Source organism: Bacillus sp. CH_70 (assembly GCF_038007045.1).
Taxonomy (GTDB): domain Bacteria; phylum Bacillota; class Bacilli; order Bacillales; family Bacillaceae_G; genus Bacillus_A; species Bacillus_A cereus.
Map to the genome: position 1 here is coordinate 4,090,780 of NZ_JBBOWL010000001.1, position 18,574 is coordinate 4,109,353.

Genomic DNA, 18,574 nt, shown 5'->3' on the forward strand with positions numbered 1-18,574 from the left:
GGGACATAATCGTTCCTCCTCTTATTATGCAAAACATTCGTTTTGCAGGTATTAGCACCGTTTCAAACATTTCGTTTGAAGGTTGCCGGGTTTCACAGGGCCTTTCCCTCCACCGCTCTCAATAAGAGTTGTCTTTATTATTTTATTTATGTAGCTAAAAGGAAATGCGTTCCCCTTTTAACAATGTTTGTTAATTTTTTAATAAATTTAGCATGCACAAAAGTAAAAGTCAATGACACTTGCGGAAAAATAAAAATTTTTCAAAATAAAGTTGCAATTCAATTATCTTTTGTTGTAAAGTTAAAAACATAATAAAAATTTCATACGAACATTCTTATCTAGAGAGGTAGAGGGACTGGCCCTGTGACGCCTCAGCAACCATTAACATTTTGTTAATAAGGTGCTAATTCCAGCAAATTGTGAAAGATTTGACAGATGAGAAGAAGACTCTATTCAAACCGAAAGCCTTCTTCTTAGAAGGCTTTTTTTATTTTATATTCACTTAATGTTTCAATTTAAAAAGGAGGAATTTTCACATGTCAACAATCGAAACAAAACTAGCACAAATCGGCAATCGCAGTGAAACTACAACTGGAACGGTTAATCCACCAGTTTATTTCTCAACCGCTTATCGTCATGAAGGAATTGGTAAATCTACTGGCTTTGACTATTCACGAACTGGCAATCCAACTCGAGGTCTTTTAGAACAGGCAATCGCAGACTTAGAATATGGCGAACAAGGTTATGCCTGTAGTTCAGGGATGGCGGCTGTTCTCCTCGTCCTTTCTCTATTCCGCTCTGGAGACGAACTTATTGTATCTGAAGATTTATACGGTGGAACGTATCGATTATTTTCTGAACATGAAAAAAAGTGGAATGTTCGATGTAGATACGTAAATACACAGTCTATTAAACAAATTGAGCAAGCTATCACAACTGAAACGAAGGCTATTTTCATAGAAACTCCAACTAATCCATTAATGCAAGTTACTGATATTGCTGCTGTCGCAACTGTAGCGAAAAGGCACGGACTACTTCTTATTGTAGACAACACATTCTACACACCTTATATACAGCAACCATTAACAGAAGGTGCTGACATTGTACTTCACAGCGCAACGAAATATTTAGGGGGACATAACGATGTACTAAGCGGACTTGTCGTTGCAAAAGGAAAGGAACTTTGTGAAGAAATCGCTCATTATCATAATGCATCAGGTGCAGTTTTAAGCCCATTTGACTCATGGTTATTAATTCGCGGTATGAAAACGTTAGCGCTTCGCATGAGACAGCATGAAGAAAATGCGAAAGCAGTTGTTGCATATTTAAATGATGAAGACGGGGTGACAGATGTATTTTATCCTGGAAGAGGCGGCATGATTTCATTTCGCCTTAAAGATGAAGCTTGGATTAATCCATTCTTACAATCTTTATCCTTAATTACATTTGCCGAAAGTCTTGGTGGTGTAGAAAGTTTAATGACTTATCCAGCAACGCAAACACATGCTGATATTCCTGAAGAAATTAGAACAGCAAACGGTGTATGTAATCGTCTTCTTCGATTCTCCGTTGGCATTGAAAATAGTAACGATTTAATTCAAGACTTAAAGCAAGCCATTAAACTTGTAAAAGAAGGTGTAAGAATATGAGTTATTCTATAGATACACTCTTACTACACAACCAATATAAACATGACTCGCAAACAGGAGCTGTGAACGTTCCTATCTATAACACATCAACTTTTCACCAGTTTGATGTAGATACGTTCGGAAAATATGACTATAGCAGGTCAGGAAATCCAACTCGTGAAGCTCTTGAAGATATCATTGCTTTATTAGAAGGTGGAACAAAAGGATTCGCCTTTGCATCAGGCATTGCAGCGATTTCCACTGCATTCCTCCTTCTTTCACAAGGTGATCACGTACTCATTTCAGAAGATGTATACGGAGGCACTTACCGAGTGATAACTGAGGTACTCTCCCGTTACGGTGTTTCACATACATTTGTTGATATGACCAATTTAGAAGAAATAAAACAAAGCATTAAACCAAATACAAAGCTCTTTTATGTAGAAACACCTTCTAATCCACTTTTAAAGGTGACAGATATTCGCGAGGTTTCTAAACTTGCAAAATCTATTGGGGCTCTTACTTTTGTTGATAATACATTTTTGACACCACTATTCCAAAAACCACTTGAACTTGGAGCTGATGTTGTTCTTCATAGTGCCACAAAATTTATTGCTGGGCATAGTGATGTTACTGCCGGATTAGCAGTAGTAAAAGATGCAGAACTCGCTCAAAAGCTTGGATTTTTACAAAATGCATTCGGTGCTATTTTAGGACCTCAAGATTGTTCTCTCGTACTTCGCGGTCTAAAAACATTACATGTACGCCTCGAGCATTCAGCTAAAAATGCCAATAAAATTGCACATTATTTACAAGAGCACGCTAAAGTACAAAATGTCTATTATCCGGGATTACAAACACATCTCGGATTTGATATTCAACAATCTCAAGCAACATCAGCTGGAGCAGTCTTATCATTTACTTTGCAGTCAGAAGATGCACTCCGCCAATTTTTATCAAAAGTAAAATTACCTGTTTTTGCAGTTAGTTTAGGAGCTGTAGAGTCAATTCTTTCTTATCCAGCAAAAATGTCACATGCAGCACTGTCGCAAGAAGCTCGTGATGAAAGAGGAATCTCTAATTCATTACTTCGGTTATCAGTCGGTCTTGAAAATGTTAACGATTTAATATCCGATTTTGAAAATGCCCTTTCTTATGTAGAAGAACCTGTAAATGCATAGAGAAAAAAGAAGATATGAGAATAGGTTTTCATATCTTCTTTTTATGCGATTTAGCTATAGTCATTTGAAATTTTTCTTATAGTCCATAAAAAATAAAAGTATATTATCTATTTCTAAATAATGGATTAATTGATATATTAAAAAATAAAAAAGGGGTAAAAATAATGGATACTTGTGCAGATATTTTAATCGTTATCGATTTACAAAATGGCGTATGTTATGGCGGAGAGCATTTATTTGATTTACAGAACTTACTAACAAAAGTAAATAAAAGAATTTCTTCATACAGAAAATTAAATAAACCAATCCTTTTTGTTCAACATTGTGATGATGATTTAGTACCCGAGAAAGAACTTTGGGCTATTCATACCGATCTTGATGTTCAAGAACAAGATTTTTTTGTAAGAAAAACACATGCAAATTCATTTTATAAAACAAACTTAAAAGAAATTTTAGATCAATTATCTGTAAATCGCATTGAATTTTGCGGTGCCCAAACAGAGTACTGTATGGATGCTACGATTAAGTTTGCCCACGGACTGGGATACGAAAACTTTATGATACAGAAAACAACCTCTACGTTGAATAATCCTTTTATGTCCGCAAAAGAGACAATTGATTTTTACGAGAACATATGGAATCACAGATTTTTAACGTTGCTAAAAGATGAATTTTAGAATAAATGACTAATGACTTGATTATCCTAAGATTTATCAGCCGTAATCAAATATTTCATTATCACCATAAAGAAGCGAATTACATTCAGCTTCTTTTCTTTTAACCTGTTTTATATTCTATATATATCATTATAATTCCTTTGTCATATTATTTTAAAAATTTCGTATATTCATTTGAAAGAATAAGAAAATCATGATAAAATTGTGTTACAAATATATCTATATCTTTCAATTTTTAAAACGCATCGAAATTTTCACCCAAAAATGTCATTTTACAAAAACGTGCTAATTTACCTATTTTATTTACATCATGGTCTCTTTTCTTACAATTTCTTTACTTTAGGACTTTTTTTCTGCAACAACTATTTTCTTTTCTTTAAATTTTTGGTATGTATAGTATGGTATAATAGCTCACACGGAGGTGGAAAAGAACATGTTAGAAACCTTTCAAAAAGAATTAGAACTATATGAAAGTAATGCAGAATTATTAAAAGTGCTGGCTCATCCTGTTCGTTTATGTATCGTAAAAGGATTAATTGAGCGCGGTCCAAGCAACGTTTCTACAATGTACACTGGCTTAAACATGCCACAATCTACAATTTCACAGCATTTAGCAAAATTAAAAAGCGCTAAAATCGTTTCTAGTGAAAGAAAAGGATTGGAAATTTATTACAAAGTAGAGAACGAAACAATAATTCAACTCGTTCGCGTATTATTAGGTTAGGGACTAATAATCGAAGAAAAAGAACGTATTCTATATTTTTTATCTCATATCTTTAATATAAATATATATCATGAGAGGAAATATATAATACTACATAAGTCGTATTAAAAAACAAGACACAGTATATACTGTGTCTTGTTTTTTATATTGTTACATACCGATCCAAATGTAAATGTTGCATATCTTTTGTATGTATAACAACATCAAACGCACTCCCTACTCCTCCATTCAAAATCATAGAACGAACTGCTCGATTTTGTTTTTGCGTTTCAGAAAAAGGATTCATATCTTGATGGCTCTTAAGCTGTTCTAATATCCCTGCAGCTAACAAGAACTCAGATTGTTTCTTATGCCATACTGCACTCATTCCTTGCATACTAAACATCTCCTTTAGCTCGTCCCAATGAATATGAGTAGTAAGATCCATTTCACCTGGATGCGCTAGTGGGTTACGTATTAGCTTATGCTGATAATAACCTCGCAAACTTCCTTCACGGTGTGCTGGATGCATCCATTCTTCTTTTGTGTATCCGTAATCAACTGTAATACATATACCTTTTTGAAACCATTTCGCAATTTCTTTTATATACTCCTCCATCACAAGTGGTACTTCAAAACGTTGCCCTTCAGCAATATGAATATTATATTTCAATAAATATCGACCAATTCTTTTATCTAACGGCCTACATATTTCTGAAAGGCTTCCTTCCTCTGTATATGTAATACGCACTTCATACAACATACCATTTCTTTTCTCAATTATTTCAACAGGAAATGCATCAAACAACTCATTCGAAAAAAGAATTCCCTCGAAAGAATCTCCCATTTCACTATAAGAGGTATAGTACGATACATTAGAAAATGAGCTAAGGTGCTCCTGCTGTAATTTCCTATGAAAAGGGCTCACTTCAATCATTGAATAGTTTAAATCAATAAAGGTTTTTGGAGATAATTGCTTCCATTCTTGTAAAACATCATAGGCAAACTTTCCAGTTCCCCCACCAACCTCACAAATATTCGAAGCAACTTCACCATTTTCAACAAGACGAATAAAAAGTTTAGCAAAAGTTTTTGCAAAAACAGAGGATACATTGCTACTTGTAAAAAAATCCCCTTGTCTTCCAATCTTTTCACGTTCTTTCATATAATATCCATGACCTTCTGTATACAATACAAGGTTCATATACGTACTATATGAAATTGAATAATCCTTTTCTTTCCCCATCCATTCTCTTAAAATGAGCTCCATTCCCATAATGACTCCTTATTGTAAAAACGGATTATTTTCTTTTTCAAAACCAATGCTTGTTTCTGGACCATGTCCACATAACACCGCTGTCTCATCTGGTAATACAAATAATTTCTCTTCAATACTTCCAATTAATTCAGCAAAACTTCCACCAGGCAAATCTGTTCTTCCAATGCTCATTTGGAACAATACATCTCCTGAGAATACAGCATTTGCCTCTTTACTATAATAAGAAATACTTCCTGGAGAATGTCCTGGCGTCTCAAAAATTTCAAAATTAAATGATCCAATTGTTAATGTACCTTCTGCATCAATAATATGATCCGCTGGTTTTGCTGTAATACTGCGGTTCATCATAAAAATTTGAGAGCCGTTTACAGTTGCATCTCCTAACCAATCTGCTTCTTCTTTATGTACGTATACAGGAATATGAAAAGCGTCTCTTACCGCATCAACAGCACCGATATGATCAAAGTGAGCATGCGTTAATAAAACAGCCAATGGTTTTAATTGTTCTTCTTGTAAATATGTAACGAGCTTTTCACCTTCGTGCCCAGGGTCAAAGATAATGCACTCTTTTTGATCGTTCATTAAAATATAAGCATTTGTTTGTAATGGGCCTAACGGCATTTGTATCCATTCCATATGAAAATCTCCTCCAGTTATTAAACTTACTTTTAATGATACAACATTTCTTTCTCTTAGGAAAAGAAAGGATGCTATCTCGACAATCATTTTTAAAACATGTACAATATAAAAGAGTAAATATTCCAAAAACTCATAATAAGAAATGGGTAGACAGAGGAGGATATTGCATGGGCCTTGTTATTATTTTTACACTTGTCACTCTGTTAGCTGTATTTGCTACGCTTAGAACACTTCGTGAAAAAAACTTTTTCGCGAGCGGCTTTGCAATTGCAACTGTACTCGTTTTCGGATGGTTTACGATCATGACTGTTCTATATAACGGGTATCCACCAGCAGCTTAATTCGTTTACACTTTATTCTTCATCGAGATTTCACACAAAAAGAGGAAGGGTTCCCCCTTCCTCTTTTCATATTTCAAAACTTATATCATCTTCGCTTCGTATTTGTGCTTTTTTACAAGCCAAGCTCCTCCGATAACACCTGCATCATTACCAAGTGTTGCAATAGCTAACTTCGTGCTCTTTACAGCACGTGAGAAAGCGTATTGCTCGAAATAGCGTTGAATTGGTTCTAATAGCGCATCTCCAGCTTTAGACACGCCTCCACCAATAACAATTTTCTCTGGGTTCAACGTACTAGATAGGTTCGCTACAGCTAACCCTAAATAAGAAGCTACCTTTTCTACTACTTCGCCTGCTAATTCATCACCTTGTCCAAGTGCTTCAAAGACATCTTTTGATGTAATACGTCCTTCTTCAGCTAACATAGAACGCAACATGCTTTCTTTATTAGTCTCTTGTATTTTTTGCATAGCAACACGTACAATACCTGTCGCAGATGCTACTGTTTCTAAGCAACCAGACTTCCCGCAATTACATGGGAAAGCATTTTCTGTAACTACTGTAATATGTCCAATCTCACCAGCAGCACCACTCACGCCGTGTACAATCTCACCATTGGCGATTACACCACCACCAACGCCCGTACCAAGTGTCATGCAGATTAAATCTTTTGCACCTTCACCAGCACCTTTCCACATTTCACCAAGCGCTGCTAAGTTTGCATCATTATCAATAACAACAGGTAATCCTGTTTCTACTTCTAATAAATCTTTTAGCGGATAGTTTTTCCACCCTAAATTAACCGCTTCATAAATCATTCCAGATGCCACATGTACAGGGCCAGGAGCTCCCATACCAATACCAATTAACTTGCTCTTCAATTCGCCTAATTCTTCTAGCTTTTTATCAATTGCTTTCGCAACATCAAGTGTAATATGTTTTCCTTGCTCACCTGTATTTGTAGGGATTTCCCACTTATGTAAAATTTCGCCGTATACATTAATAAATGCTAATTTAATCGTTGTACCACCAAGGTCAACACCAACTAACCATTTCTCTTCCATGTTGCTTACCTACCTTTATCTAATTCTTATTTAGCTCTTTTTGAATTTCTTGCTTCAATAAAAATAAAGCTGTTTGATAGTCTTGTGGATCGATTAGCTGTGATTGATTTAATTCACGCAATTCATCTTGCATTAATTGTAAATCTGCAATTCGATCTCCCGTATAAATAATCGTACCAAATTTCTTTAGCAATTGCTGAATATCATAAATAGATACCATTTCATCACCCTCTATGCTCACTTACTATAAAAATTATAATAAGAAAACGTTCACATATTTTATTATAATCAAGAAGAAAAAGTCTCGTCAATTTTTATTTGTCTATACAAGCTCATTTATAAGCATTGTTCCTTTTTCTGTAATAATTTTTTCTATATTTTTATCAAATGGCTCTATCGGAATGTGTTTTACCATTTGAAAATCATATGCTAATGATAGCGTTTTCCCTTTATAATGCACGAGATAACGATCATAATAGCCCCCGCCGTATCCAATCCGTTCTCCTCGCTCTGTATAAGCTACGCCTGGCACAATTTGAAGATCAATGTCATCCGCACTCACTTCTTCCGTAAGTCCCGGAATCGGTTCACGTAAGTTCATATACACCGTTTCTAATTGATCAAAATCACTAATTTTCCGGAAGGACATCGTTCTTGTTCCTTTATTACACTTAGGAACTACAACTTTCTTTCCTTCTTCCCAAGCTTTTTCGATAATAGGATATGTATTCACTTCATTTTCCATTGAGAGAGTAATTCCAATTGTTTTAGCTTCAACCCACTCTTTTTGCGCATACAACGAAAATGCAATCTGTTCTGATAAAGTTGTATATTGTTCTTCTGATAAAGAATTCATGTGTTCTATTATTTGTTTACGCAAACGCACTTTCTCTTCTTTCACACATTCTCCTCCTTACAGTGACACTTTACTCTATGATGATAGTGTATCACTTTTAACATAGGAATCGAATAAAAAAAGAAACAGTAGGAAAATATTCCTACTGCTTACTTTGTTTCACGGTGTAACGTAGACTTCTTGTCACGCTTGCAATACTTTTTAAGCTCGATACGCTCAGCGTTGTTACGTTTATTTTTCTTTGAGATATAGTTACGATCTCCGCATTCTGTACATGCTAGAGTAATATTCACACGCATTCTTATTTCCCTCCAGTACTAATAACTTAAATCAGACTATACTATAATACCACTTTTAAAATAAAAATTCTACACCTTTTGATATTGTCTAATTTTTTCTATAAGATTTTTCATGTTTTCCCTTGCTATTACTGGGTTTCTAGCATGTGAATACACTAAAAATTTTGGTTGTTTTGTGTCAGAAACGATATAAGACCACTCTTTTTCAGTATATTTGAACTGTACTCCTTCAAATATACCTTCTCCCTTCCTTTCAATATCATCCAATAATTTCCTCATAATTTTCCCTTTTTCATTCCATGAACATACCACTTCATCATAAAGTAAATAGAGCGGAGGTGATTGCTCTACTATGCTGAGAAACGTTTTTCCTTGCAATGCTATTAGCTCAAATAATTTTCCAATTCGATATAAAATATCTCGCTTCCACCTTACTTGAAACGACTTCCTTTCATCCTGCGTATAAAACAGAAGATAACATTCTCCTAATTTCAAAGACATTGGGTAAATATTTCCTGTAGATTCGAGTAAGAAATCTGGAATATCTACCTCTTCCAAATCTGTACCTTGGTAAATATTACTATGTTTATCGTATAACTCGAAATGATTTCCTTGCTCAGAAAACATAAGAGCCATATTTGCTTTACTTGATTTCATCAAAGCTTTCACATGATCTTTTTGTTCGCTTGCATAAATCCATGTAACTGTACAACCAAGTCTTTGTAGAAAGAGCATAAGTAAATGTTGCAACGTATCATTTCTCTTATTAATAAGAAGATGAAACTTCTGCATCTGTATTTTCTCGATATCAATATGCCCCAATATAACTTCTATATACTCATTCATAGAAACATGAACCAGCTTATTTCTCCCCATCTCTTTCTCATGCACGTAATAAAACAATTCGGACATATATACTTGTTCTATCTCTTTTTGCTGCTTATACGTTAACGGCATGCCAGCTTGACCATACAACTTTATAACAATCTCATTCTCATTCTCCACTTGAATGAAAACCCCACCTGCACATTGCAAATGATGAACACTATATTGAAAAAGTGACTCGTTCATTTCTTTGCATTCCATCGTATGAATCCCTATACCATGAATAGCATGTAAAAATAAATTTTTATAAGAGGTTGTTTCTATATTTTCTTGACTTCCAATTAATATACTTTCTCCTTTTGTAAAAAGAGAGCCATACGCCATCGCAATCTTCACGATAAACTGGGGAGTAATTTCAACATTCCCTCTTCCTACAATGCGGCTTTTTTGTAACCACCCTGCACTCATTTCACTCTCTTGAATACCAGCCGCTCCTACTATCGAATGACTATCAATCGCCTTATAAGGCCATAGTTTTCCTTTTTGCTTAATTATCGTACTTCTCCCGATATGACAGTGATCCGCTACAATGCTTTTTTGAAACAGTGTAACGTCATCTTCAACTATTGTACGCTCTCCTATTGTCGTTTCTAATAGTTCACAATACTTTCCAATATGGGCATTTGCAAAAACAATACTTTTTTGAAGATGAGAATAATTTGAAACGATACTATTTTTTCCAATAATAGAATATGGCTCAATTACAGCTCCTGTACCAATCTTTGCTCCTTCTCCAATGAAAGAGGGGCCATGAATTTTTGTCCCTTTCCCAATCGTCACCCCTTCTCCCATCCATACCATCGGTAATACTTCCGTATAAGGAATAGGTACTTGTAACTTTTTCGTTAACAAATCAAATTGTGCTTGTCGATATTGATTAAATGTGCCGATATCTAACCAATAACCTTCTGACAAATATGCGAATAACACATTTTTGTTTGCCAATAACGGAAACACATCATGACTGAAATCAAAAAATTGTCTAGGCGGTATGTAAGAAAAGATTTCTGGCTCCATAATATATATGCCTGTATTCACAACATTAGATACTACCTCATTCCAGCCCGGCTTTTCTATATATCGTGTAACCTCCTGGTCTTTATTCATTACAACCAATCCAAATGAGAGTGGATTTTCTACTTCTTTCACAAACATTGTTACCATTCTTTTCTTTTGTTCATGAAACCTAATTCCTTCTGATAATTGAAAGTCAGTTAATGCATCCCCGCTTATTACAACAAATGTTTCATCTAAAAATTGTTCTGCTTGTTTAATACTCCCTGCTGTACCAAGCGGAGGAGAGTCTTCAAAATAATACAAGTTAACTCCCCATTTACTACCATCACCAAAATATCGCTTAATCGTCGTACTCATATATTGAACAGTAATTGCAATTTCACGAATACCATGCTGGCGTAATAACTCAATATTGTATTCTAAAACTGGTTTTTCTAATAATGGTAACATCGGCTTTGGAGTATTACATGTTAATGGTCTAAGGCGTCTTCCTTTTCCTCCAGCTAAAATAACCCCCTTCATATACTTCAGCCTCCACTTATATAATGTTCAGTAGCTCCATATACCATATGTATATTCTCTATCCCACATGAACTAGCAGCATAAACTTGATTAGTTAAACGAATCCTCATTTAAAAGACCCTATAATTAAATTTCCCACCTATAAAAACGTACGTTTCAAACAACAAGAAAGCGCTTACTATTAATTGATAAATAATACTTATTAACGAACAACATATATACTAATTTTCCCATTACATTATGATACATCTTATCATCATAAACTAAAGGAAACAACGAGCTTTTTTTGTCATGTTTTGACTAAAAAAAGCAGGTGATTTCTCATCACCTACTTTCATTCCTACTCATTCAATAAATAATGCTTTCCTTTTACTAAATAAAATACATTTTCAGCAATGTTTGTAATATGGTCTGCTACACGCTCAATATATCTCGCCACAAATGATAATTGTGTAATTTGCGTAATTGCTTCTGGTTGTTCCGGAACTGAAGATATAAACTCACGAATTGCTTTTCCATATATTTCATCAACGGAATCATCCATTTCAGCAATTTGTTTCGCGAAAGTTAAATTTTCTTGTTCATATGCTTCTAACGCTAAATGCAACATCTTATTTGCAACCGCAAACATTTCATCCAGGTTGTGCAAACTAACAGCCACTTCTTTTTCCCCAAGACGAATTGTAGCCTTTGCAATATTAACAGCATGATCTGCAATACGCTCTAAATCTGTCGCTGTTTTAATTGAAATAAAGATCCTTCTTAAGTCACTTGCTACAGGTTGTTGCTTCGTAATGAGCATAAGCGCAAGATCGTTTATTTCCTCTTCTAAATTATCCATACGGTAATCACCATCAATGACCTCTAACGCTTTCTCTACATCCCTTGTATGCAGACCTTCCATAGCAATCAATAAAGCCGCATTTGCTAATTCGCCAAGCTCAATCACCTTTTGCTGTAACACTTTTAAATCACCTTGAAACTGTTCTCTTACCATTTTTTCTTCCCCCTCAATATTATGTGCCATTATATACAAAGTGAAACTTTAATCACCCCTCATCAATCGGGCTTTTACAGGCCGCCTGCCCACCTAACTTCTTTGCTTTTGCTGAATTTTGAGGTGGGGTCTTACTGCCCGCAAATAGCGGGATAAATCTCCTACATAACCTCTTACGCTTGTAATAAACCTTAAGATAAAGAGAAGGTATTACTTCCCTATTAAAGTGAGATAAAAATAAGAAATGCCCTCTGTTAAGAGGGCATTTTCTCTTAGCTTTGCAACGATATCAACCAAAGCGACCTGTAATATAATCTTCTGTACGCTTATCTGAAGGCGTCGTAAATAATTTGTTTGTATCTGTATACTCCACAACTTCCCCGCTTAAGAAGAAAGCGGTTTTGTCTGAAATACGCGCTGCTTGTTGCATATTATGCGTTACGATAACAATACTAAAGTCTTTCTTTAACTCTTGAATTAATTCTTCTACTTTTAATGTTGAAATTGGATCTAGTGCCGATGTTGGCTCATCCATTAAAATAACGTCTGGCTCAATAGCTAAGCAACGTGCGATGCATAGACGCTGTTGCTGTCCACCAGATAAACCGTATGCATTATCGTGCAAACGATCTTTTAACTCATCCCAAATCGCTGCTCCGCGTAAACTTTTCTCAACAATTTCATCTAATGTCTTTTTGTCACGAATACCATGGATTTTTGGACCGTATGCTACATTCTCATAAATAGATTTTGGAAATGGATTTGGCTTTTGGAACACCATTCCTACGTGCGTTCTTAATTCTTCAACTGGATATGATTTATCAAATATATTGCGTTCTCTATACTCAATTACACCTGTAGTTCGAACGATCGGTACTAACTCTACCATGCGATTTAACGTTTTTAAGTACGTTGATTTACCACAGCCACTTGGACCGATAATTGCTGTAACTTCATTCTCATGAATACTTAAATTAATATCTTTTAAAGCATGGTCTTCCCCATACCATAAATTTAAGTTTTTCGTATCAAATACTACTTTCTTTGGCGCAGTCTCGATTTTCTCTTCGTTTTTCACCTGTACATTTACTACTGTTGCTACCATTTGAATTCCCCTTTCATCCACTTCCAACTTATTTTCGATTTCGTAACCATAAAACAAATATATTGATAAATAGCAACAAACCTAACAAAACAATCATCCCAGCTGCTGCTACATACTGAAATTCTTCTTGTGGCCTACTCATCCAATTAAAAATTTGAATTGGTAAAACTGTAAATCTATCAAACATACTAAATGGAACATAATTTGCAAACGCAAGTGCCCCAATAACTAATAGTGGTGCTGCTTCTCCAATTGCTCTTGATATCGCTAACGTACAGCCCGTTATAATCCCCGGGAAAGCATATGGCAATACAATTTGATACATCGTTTGCCACTTCGTAGCACCTAATCCGTAAGAACCCTCTAATAATGCACTTGGTACTGATCGGATTGCTTCTTGACTCGCCACAACAACTGTTGGTAAGACGAGTAAACTCATCGTCAGTGCTGCTGCAACTATACTCTCTCCTAAATGAAGAGCATATACAAAAATAGTTAAACCAAGCAATCCAAATACAACGGATGGTACTCCTGCTAATGTTTGATTATTAATCTCTACTATTTTTTTAAATAGAGATTCCTTCGCATATTGCTCTAAATAAAGGGCTGTTCCAACTCCAAATATAAAAGAAACAGGTATAACAATACTCATAAATAATATTGTCCCTGACAAAGCTGCAGCAATACCAGCTTCTTTCGGATTACGTGAAGCGAAATTTGTAAAGAAATCTATTGAAAGATAGCTTATACCTTTTTCAACAATTTGAAACAGTAACACAAACAAAATTACGATTGAAAATAAAATCGCTATATAAAATAACAATTTGTAAATTCGATCTTTTAAAAAGCGTGATGCCATGTTTTTTTGTATTTTTTTATGATTCAACATCCGCATATTATGTCATCCTCCTAAAACGGCGCATAATTGACTGCGAAATGATGTTCATAATAAAAGTAAACAAAAATAATGTTGCACCTACAGCATACATGCTGTAATACGTAATCGTTCCATGCGGAGCATCACCTAAACTTACTTGCACAATATAGGCTGTTAACGTTTGAATAGAATGTGTCGGATCAAGCGATACATTTGGTGTGGATCCTGCCGCAATTACAACAATCATCGTTTCACCAATTGCACGCGAAGCCGCTAATATAATTGCTGCCATAATCCCTGTAAAAGCGGACGGAAACACCACTTGTTTTACCATTTCAAACCGCGTCGCTCCGAGTGCTAATGAAGCTTCTTTCGTCCCTTTCGCCACAGCTCTCATCGCGTCTTCAGATAGAGATGCAACTGTAGGCATCATCATAAATCCGATAACGATTCCTGGGCTAATCGCATTAAAAAACTGTAAATCTGGTATAATCCTTTGTAAAAGCGGCGTAACAATTGTTAATGCAAAAAAACCATATACAATTGTCGGGATACCTGCTAATAGCTCTAACATCGGCTTTAATATTTTCCGTGCACTATTTGAAGCATATTCGCTTAAAAATACGGCACACGCTAAACCAATAGGAATTGCTACAAACATAGCGATTGCTGTTACAAGGAACGTTCCACATATAAGTGGTAATATACCGAATTTAGGATTTTCAAAAAACGGTAACCATTCTTTCTCCGTCAAAAAGGAGTACAATGATATTTTTTGAAAAAACATGATTGTTTCATTAGAGAGCGTAAAAACAATTCCAAGTGTCGTAACAATAGAAACGCTAGCAATTATTTTTAGTAACAAAGGCATTATTCGATTGATTCGCTGCGTTTTTTTTCTTTGTTTTGTATTTCTTTCAATCAAATGTTGTACAGAAAATGTAATTTGACTTTTGTCATTATGAGCCAAAGATGAAAACCCCTTTCCACCCTGACATTACCTTTTTATTTCTGTTAACATACGCAGCTGTTCATTGTATTTTTCTTTTCTTAATTTTACATACCCGACCTCTTCAGCGAGGTTACCAACATGCTGAATCATAAACTCAACATAGTTTGCTACATTCATTTTATTTCGGATAGATGCATTATTCACATAAGTAAGTAGCGGCCTAGATAACGGCTTATACTTACCTGACTGAATGGTCTCTTTCGTCGGAAATACACCATTCACTTTTATTGCTTTCACCTTATCTCGATTAGCCATATAATAAGCATATCCTACAAAAGCAATGGCATGTTTATCATTCATTACCCCTTGCATAATAACTTGATCATCTTCAGACAAAGAGACTTTTTTTACAATGCGATGATTTTGTAAGATGACATTTTGAAAATAATCATAAGTACCAGAGTCTACGCCTGGTGCATAAAACTTCACTTGTTCACGTGGCCATGTTGAATGAATTTGTGACCATCGCTTCTCTCTTCCATCTTCACTCCACAGTAAACGTAACTCGTCTACTGACATATCGTCTACCCATGTATTGTGCCGATTCACAACGATTGTAAGACCATCGTTAGCGACCTCAAAAGGTGTGAACTGAATAGAGTTTTTCTTCATCTCATTTTTCTCGACTTGTTTCATTACTCTCGAAGCATTATTTATATCTACTTCTCCTTTACTGAAACGATTAAATCCTCCTCCAGTTCCAGAAACACTGATGGAAATTTTCACGTCTGGATGCACCTTTGTATATTCCTCCGCTACTGCTTCTATAATAGGAAAAACCGTTGAGGATCCATCAACTCTCACTTCTCCCATATCATTTAAAGCAAATGCAGTAGACATTTCAAAACAGAGGAACCATATCGATAGTACGAAAATTATAATCGGTGTACGCATCCATTTCACGTGTTCTTCCTCCTAGAAGTAACCGGAAATAACAGGATTACAGATATAAGAATACTGCTAAACTATTAATTCGGTTTTAATTGTTTGTAAAAGTTTTGTAAAGTTCCACAAAAATCAACATACGATAAAGTGAAACTTTAATCAGCCCTCACCAATCGGGCTTTTACGGACAGCCCGACCCCCACCTAACTTTTTTGCTTTCGCTGAATTTTGAGATGGGGGTCTTACTGCCCGTTAATAGCGGGATACAATTTTAATCGGTAGTAGTTATTCATTTTCTCTGATAATTTCCCTATAAAACAGTTATCCCCTATCTCATCATATACAAGTATTATTTATAAGGCCGCGTATTTCCCAATATTGTATACTTGTCCACATTTATTACACGATATGCATAAACCATAAAAAAAAGCACACTATCTTTTCAGATAGTGTGCTTTTTTAAAATTTTTTTATTCATCATCTTGATCTTTATTTTTATTGTTTTTATCATCTTTTGGAGCTTCACCATTTACTTCTTGGTTTTTTAAATCAAAGTAGGCGTCCATAATTTCACGACCAATATATCCATTAATACCAGTCTTATCATCATGTACCCATGGAACAACAACAGAGAATGCTACTTCTGGATCTTCAAGTGGCGCATAACCTACTAATGTTAAGTTATATGTTTCCACACGTTCACCATTTGCCTTTCTACCAATCTCTTTATCTCCGCCATACACAGTTTGCGCGGTACCTGTCTTCCCTGCCGCTTTATATTTTGCACCTGTAAAGTATTTGGTAGCTGTACCACCTGAATCATTATACACTTGTCTAAATCCTTCTTGAACACGTTTAATTTGCGATTCTGGCATATCAACACGATTTAATACTTTCGGTTCCATAGATTGAACAACTTTCCCAACTTCATCTGGTTTCACTGCCGGTTGACGAATTTCTTTTACAACTTGTGGTTGCATACGATATCCACCATTGGCAATCGTCGAAATATATTGCGCTAATTGAAGCGGTGTATACGTATCATACTGTCCAATTGATAAATCTAGTAAGAAACCTGGTTGACTACCTCTCCCCATCTGACCAGCAGATTCATTCGGTAAATCAATTCCTGTTTTTACACCAAGTCCAAACTGTCCGAAATAATAACGCATCGTATCAAATGCTTTTTGAGGTATATCTAACGTACCACCTCTCACATACTGAACACCGGCGATATTCATCGCTGTTTTAAACATATAAACGTTAGAAGACATTTTTAAAGCTGTAAGGTCATTAATATATCCCATCGTTTTCCAAGATGACTTCGTAGGTGTACCTTTTAATTTAATTGGTTCATCCAATTGTACTGAACCTGGTTGAATCGCACCAGTTTGATATCCAGTAAGTACTGTTGCACCTTTTACAGTTGACCCCATCGGATAAGAACTTGTCATGGTACCTAATGCAAAGTCATTTACTTTCGTTTGACCATCTTCGTTAACTAATTGTTTCCCAGCCATAGATAAAACTTCACCATTTTTTGGGTTCATCATTACAACGAATGCGCGATCTAAAAGAGGTTCGCTTCCTTTAAATCTCATTAAATTCTTCGTAAGAATATCCTCCACACGCTTTTGTAATTCCATATCAATCGTTAAATTCAGGTCATTACCACTTTGTCCTTTTGATACATTAATCGTTTCTAAAATATTACCGTTTTTATCTGTAACATTTCTAACTTCTGCTTTCGTACCGTGCAGACTATCTTCATACTGTTGTTCAAGATAACTTTTTCCTACTCGGTCATTTCGATTATAATCACGAACAAGATAGTAATCTAGTCTTTCTCTTGGTAAACCTTCGTCAGAAGTTGTTACACCACCAAGTACACTTCGGAACAAATCACCATCATATGCATATTTTCGTTCCCAATCAACACTTGTATCTACTCCCGGCAATTGCGCTAAATTTTCACTAATAATCGCATATTCTTCATCTGTTGCATTTTTCTTAAGAACTTGAGGTGTCATTGCATATCCGCCATCCATCTTACTCTTAATCGCTAGTATTTCTAGATCTTTTGCGGATAATTGATTAATCTCTTCTTCTGTTACACGACTGCGCTGACGCTCGTCTAATTCTTTATCATCAATTTTTTTATCTTTAAACTCTTGACGATCTTTATTCGTAATTTTTTCTTTAGCTTCCTCTTTATGCATAGCAAGCCAATAATCTTTTTTATCGCGATCTGTTAATTTATCTGTCGGTACTTCAATCAAATCTGCTAGCTTTTTCGCTGTTTCTAAGCGATCCTCTGCAGTTGATCCTTTCATTTTTGTAAATGTAATAGTACGAATGGCTGCATTATCTACTACAGGTCGCCCATAACGGTCAAATATTTTCCCACGCGGTACAGGATTACTTATCGTTGAGTTTTCTTTCTTCTCCACTTCATTCTTATATTCTTCACCGCGAACAATTTGTACATATCCGAGCCTTACAATAACCGCGGAGAACATTAAAAACACGCAGAAAAACAGCACGTTTAACCGAAAAGGAACGTGGGTCTTTTTCTTATTTTGCTTCTGCTTCTTGCTCATACAAACC

18 protein-coding genes and 2 riboswitches are annotated in these 18,574 nt (G+C 35.4%); of the genes, 5 read left to right on the plus strand and 13 right to left on the minus strand.

Annotation, left to right across the window (positions count from 1 at the left end):
- Positions 1-18: 18 nt before the first annotated feature.
- Positions 19-128, minus strand: a riboswitch (SAM riboswitch).
- Positions 129-331: 203 nt separating this feature from the next.
- Positions 332-442: riboswitch (SAM riboswitch) on the plus strand.
- A gap of 94 nt (positions 443-536) precedes the next feature.
- The 4 genes from metI to N2V79_RS20895 all read left to right on the plus strand — a co-directional run bounded on the left by metI (position 537) and on the right by N2V79_RS20895 (position 4,210).
- On the plus strand, positions 537-1,649 hold the full coding sequence (gene metI, locus N2V79_RS20880) for a cystathionine gamma-synthase/O-acetylhomoserine thiolyase (protein WP_000103889.1): 1,113 nt from the start codon (positions 537-539) through the stop codon (positions 1,647-1,649).
- The gene (gene metC / locus N2V79_RS20885; protein ID WP_023523020.1) at positions 1,646-2,809 is read left to right on the plus strand and encodes a cystathionine beta-lyase; all 1,164 of its coding nucleotides are present in this window, start codon (positions 1,646-1,648) and stop codon (positions 2,807-2,809) included. The genes metI and metC overlap by 4 nt, the downstream gene beginning before the upstream one ends.
- Before the next feature lie 164 nt (positions 2,810-2,973).
- On the plus strand, positions 2,974-3,486 hold the full coding sequence (locus N2V79_RS20890; protein ID WP_069356200.1) for a cysteine hydrolase family protein: 513 nt from the start codon (positions 2,974-2,976) through the stop codon (positions 3,484-3,486).
- A gap of 433 nt (positions 3,487-3,919) precedes the next feature.
- Positions 3,920-4,210, plus strand: a complete 291-nt coding sequence (locus N2V79_RS20895; protein WP_000894377.1) for an ArsR/SmtB family transcription factor — start codon at positions 3,920-3,922, stop codon at positions 4,208-4,210.
- Between the two features lie 142 nt (positions 4,211-4,352).
- Here the strand turns inward: N2V79_RS20895 and N2V79_RS20900 are convergent, their stop codons facing one another.
- Together N2V79_RS20900 and N2V79_RS20905 are read right to left on the minus strand one after the other, a co-directional pair.
- Positions 4,353-5,465 carry a class I SAM-dependent methyltransferase gene (locus N2V79_RS20900; protein ID WP_340720195.1) on the minus strand — a complete coding sequence of 371 codons (1,113 nt, stop codon included), beginning with the start codon at positions 5,463-5,465 and terminating at the stop codon, positions 4,353-4,355.
- Between the two features lie 9 nt (positions 5,466-5,474).
- Entirely contained in the window at positions 5,475-6,104 is a 630-nt protein-coding gene (locus tag N2V79_RS20905; protein WP_098127707.1) for an MBL fold metallo-hydrolase, read from the minus strand.
- 170 nt (positions 6,105-6,274) lie between these two features.
- Between N2V79_RS20905 and N2V79_RS20910 the strand changes: the two genes are divergently transcribed.
- Positions 6,275-6,448 carry a DUF2759 domain-containing protein gene (locus N2V79_RS20910; protein WP_000524852.1) on the plus strand — a complete coding sequence of 58 codons (174 nt, stop codon included), beginning with the start codon at positions 6,275-6,277 and terminating at the stop codon, positions 6,446-6,448.
- 80 nt (positions 6,449-6,528) lie between these two features.
- On the opposite strand, the gene glcK is transcribed toward N2V79_RS20910, so the two are convergent.
- The 11 genes from glcK to N2V79_RS20965 form a co-directional block, all read right to left on the minus strand.
- Positions 6,529-7,512, minus strand: a complete 984-nt coding sequence (gene glcK, locus N2V79_RS20915; RefSeq protein WP_000391701.1) for a glucokinase — start codon at positions 7,510-7,512, stop codon at positions 6,529-6,531.
- Positions 7,513-7,531: 19 nt separating this feature from the next.
- The gene (locus N2V79_RS20920; protein ID WP_000253699.1) at positions 7,532-7,732 is read right to left on the minus strand and encodes a YqgQ family protein; all 201 of its coding nucleotides are present in this window, start codon (positions 7,730-7,732) and stop codon (positions 7,532-7,534) included.
- Positions 7,733-7,834: 102 nt separating this feature from the next.
- Complete coding sequence (locus N2V79_RS20925; protein ID WP_069356203.1) at positions 7,835-8,413, minus strand: 5-formyltetrahydrofolate cyclo-ligase; 579 nt, start codon at positions 8,411-8,413, stop codon at positions 7,835-7,837.
- Between the two features lie 104 nt (positions 8,414-8,517).
- Positions 8,518-8,667: a 50S ribosomal protein L33 gene (rpmG, locus tag N2V79_RS20930; protein WP_001265616.1), complete on the minus strand. Its 150-nt coding sequence runs from the start codon at positions 8,665-8,667 to the stop codon at positions 8,518-8,520.
- Positions 8,668-8,736: 69 nt separating this feature from the next.
- Positions 8,737-11,091 (minus strand): sugar phosphate nucleotidyltransferase, encoded by a 2,355-nt coding sequence (locus N2V79_RS20935; RefSeq protein ID WP_048563824.1) that lies wholly within the window; start codon positions 11,089-11,091, stop codon positions 8,737-8,739.
- A gap of 340 nt (positions 11,092-11,431) precedes the next feature.
- Positions 11,432-12,088, minus strand: a complete 657-nt coding sequence (gene phoU, locus N2V79_RS20940; protein ID WP_000251246.1) for a phosphate signaling complex protein PhoU — start codon at positions 12,086-12,088, stop codon at positions 11,432-11,434.
- 289 nt (positions 12,089-12,377) lie between these two features.
- Positions 12,378-13,193 carry a phosphate ABC transporter ATP-binding protein gene (gene pstB, locus N2V79_RS20945; protein WP_000226681.1) on the minus strand — a complete coding sequence of 272 codons (816 nt, stop codon included), beginning with the start codon at positions 13,191-13,193 and terminating at the stop codon, positions 12,378-12,380.
- A 28-nt stretch (positions 13,194-13,221) separates the two neighbouring features.
- Positions 13,222-14,088 carry a phosphate ABC transporter permease PstA gene (gene pstA, locus N2V79_RS20950; protein WP_029443309.1) on the minus strand — a complete coding sequence of 289 codons (867 nt, stop codon included), beginning with the start codon at positions 14,086-14,088 and terminating at the stop codon, positions 13,222-13,224.
- A 1-nt stretch (position 14,089) separates the two neighbouring features.
- The gene (gene pstC / locus N2V79_RS20955; protein ID WP_000940904.1) at positions 14,090-15,040 is read right to left on the minus strand and encodes a phosphate ABC transporter permease subunit PstC; all 951 of its coding nucleotides are present in this window, start codon (positions 15,038-15,040) and stop codon (positions 14,090-14,092) included.
- Between the two features lie 27 nt (positions 15,041-15,067).
- On the minus strand, positions 15,068-15,976 hold the full coding sequence (locus tag N2V79_RS20960; protein WP_206702091.1) for a PstS family phosphate ABC transporter substrate-binding protein: 909 nt from the start codon (positions 15,974-15,976) through the stop codon (positions 15,068-15,070).
- A gap of 461 nt (positions 15,977-16,437) precedes the next feature.
- A complete protein-coding gene (locus N2V79_RS20965; RefSeq protein WP_098678671.1) occupies positions 16,438-18,567 on the minus strand; it encodes a peptidoglycan D,D-transpeptidase FtsI family protein in 2,130 nt (709 codons plus the stop codon).
- Positions 18,568-18,574: the final 7 nt, after the last annotated feature.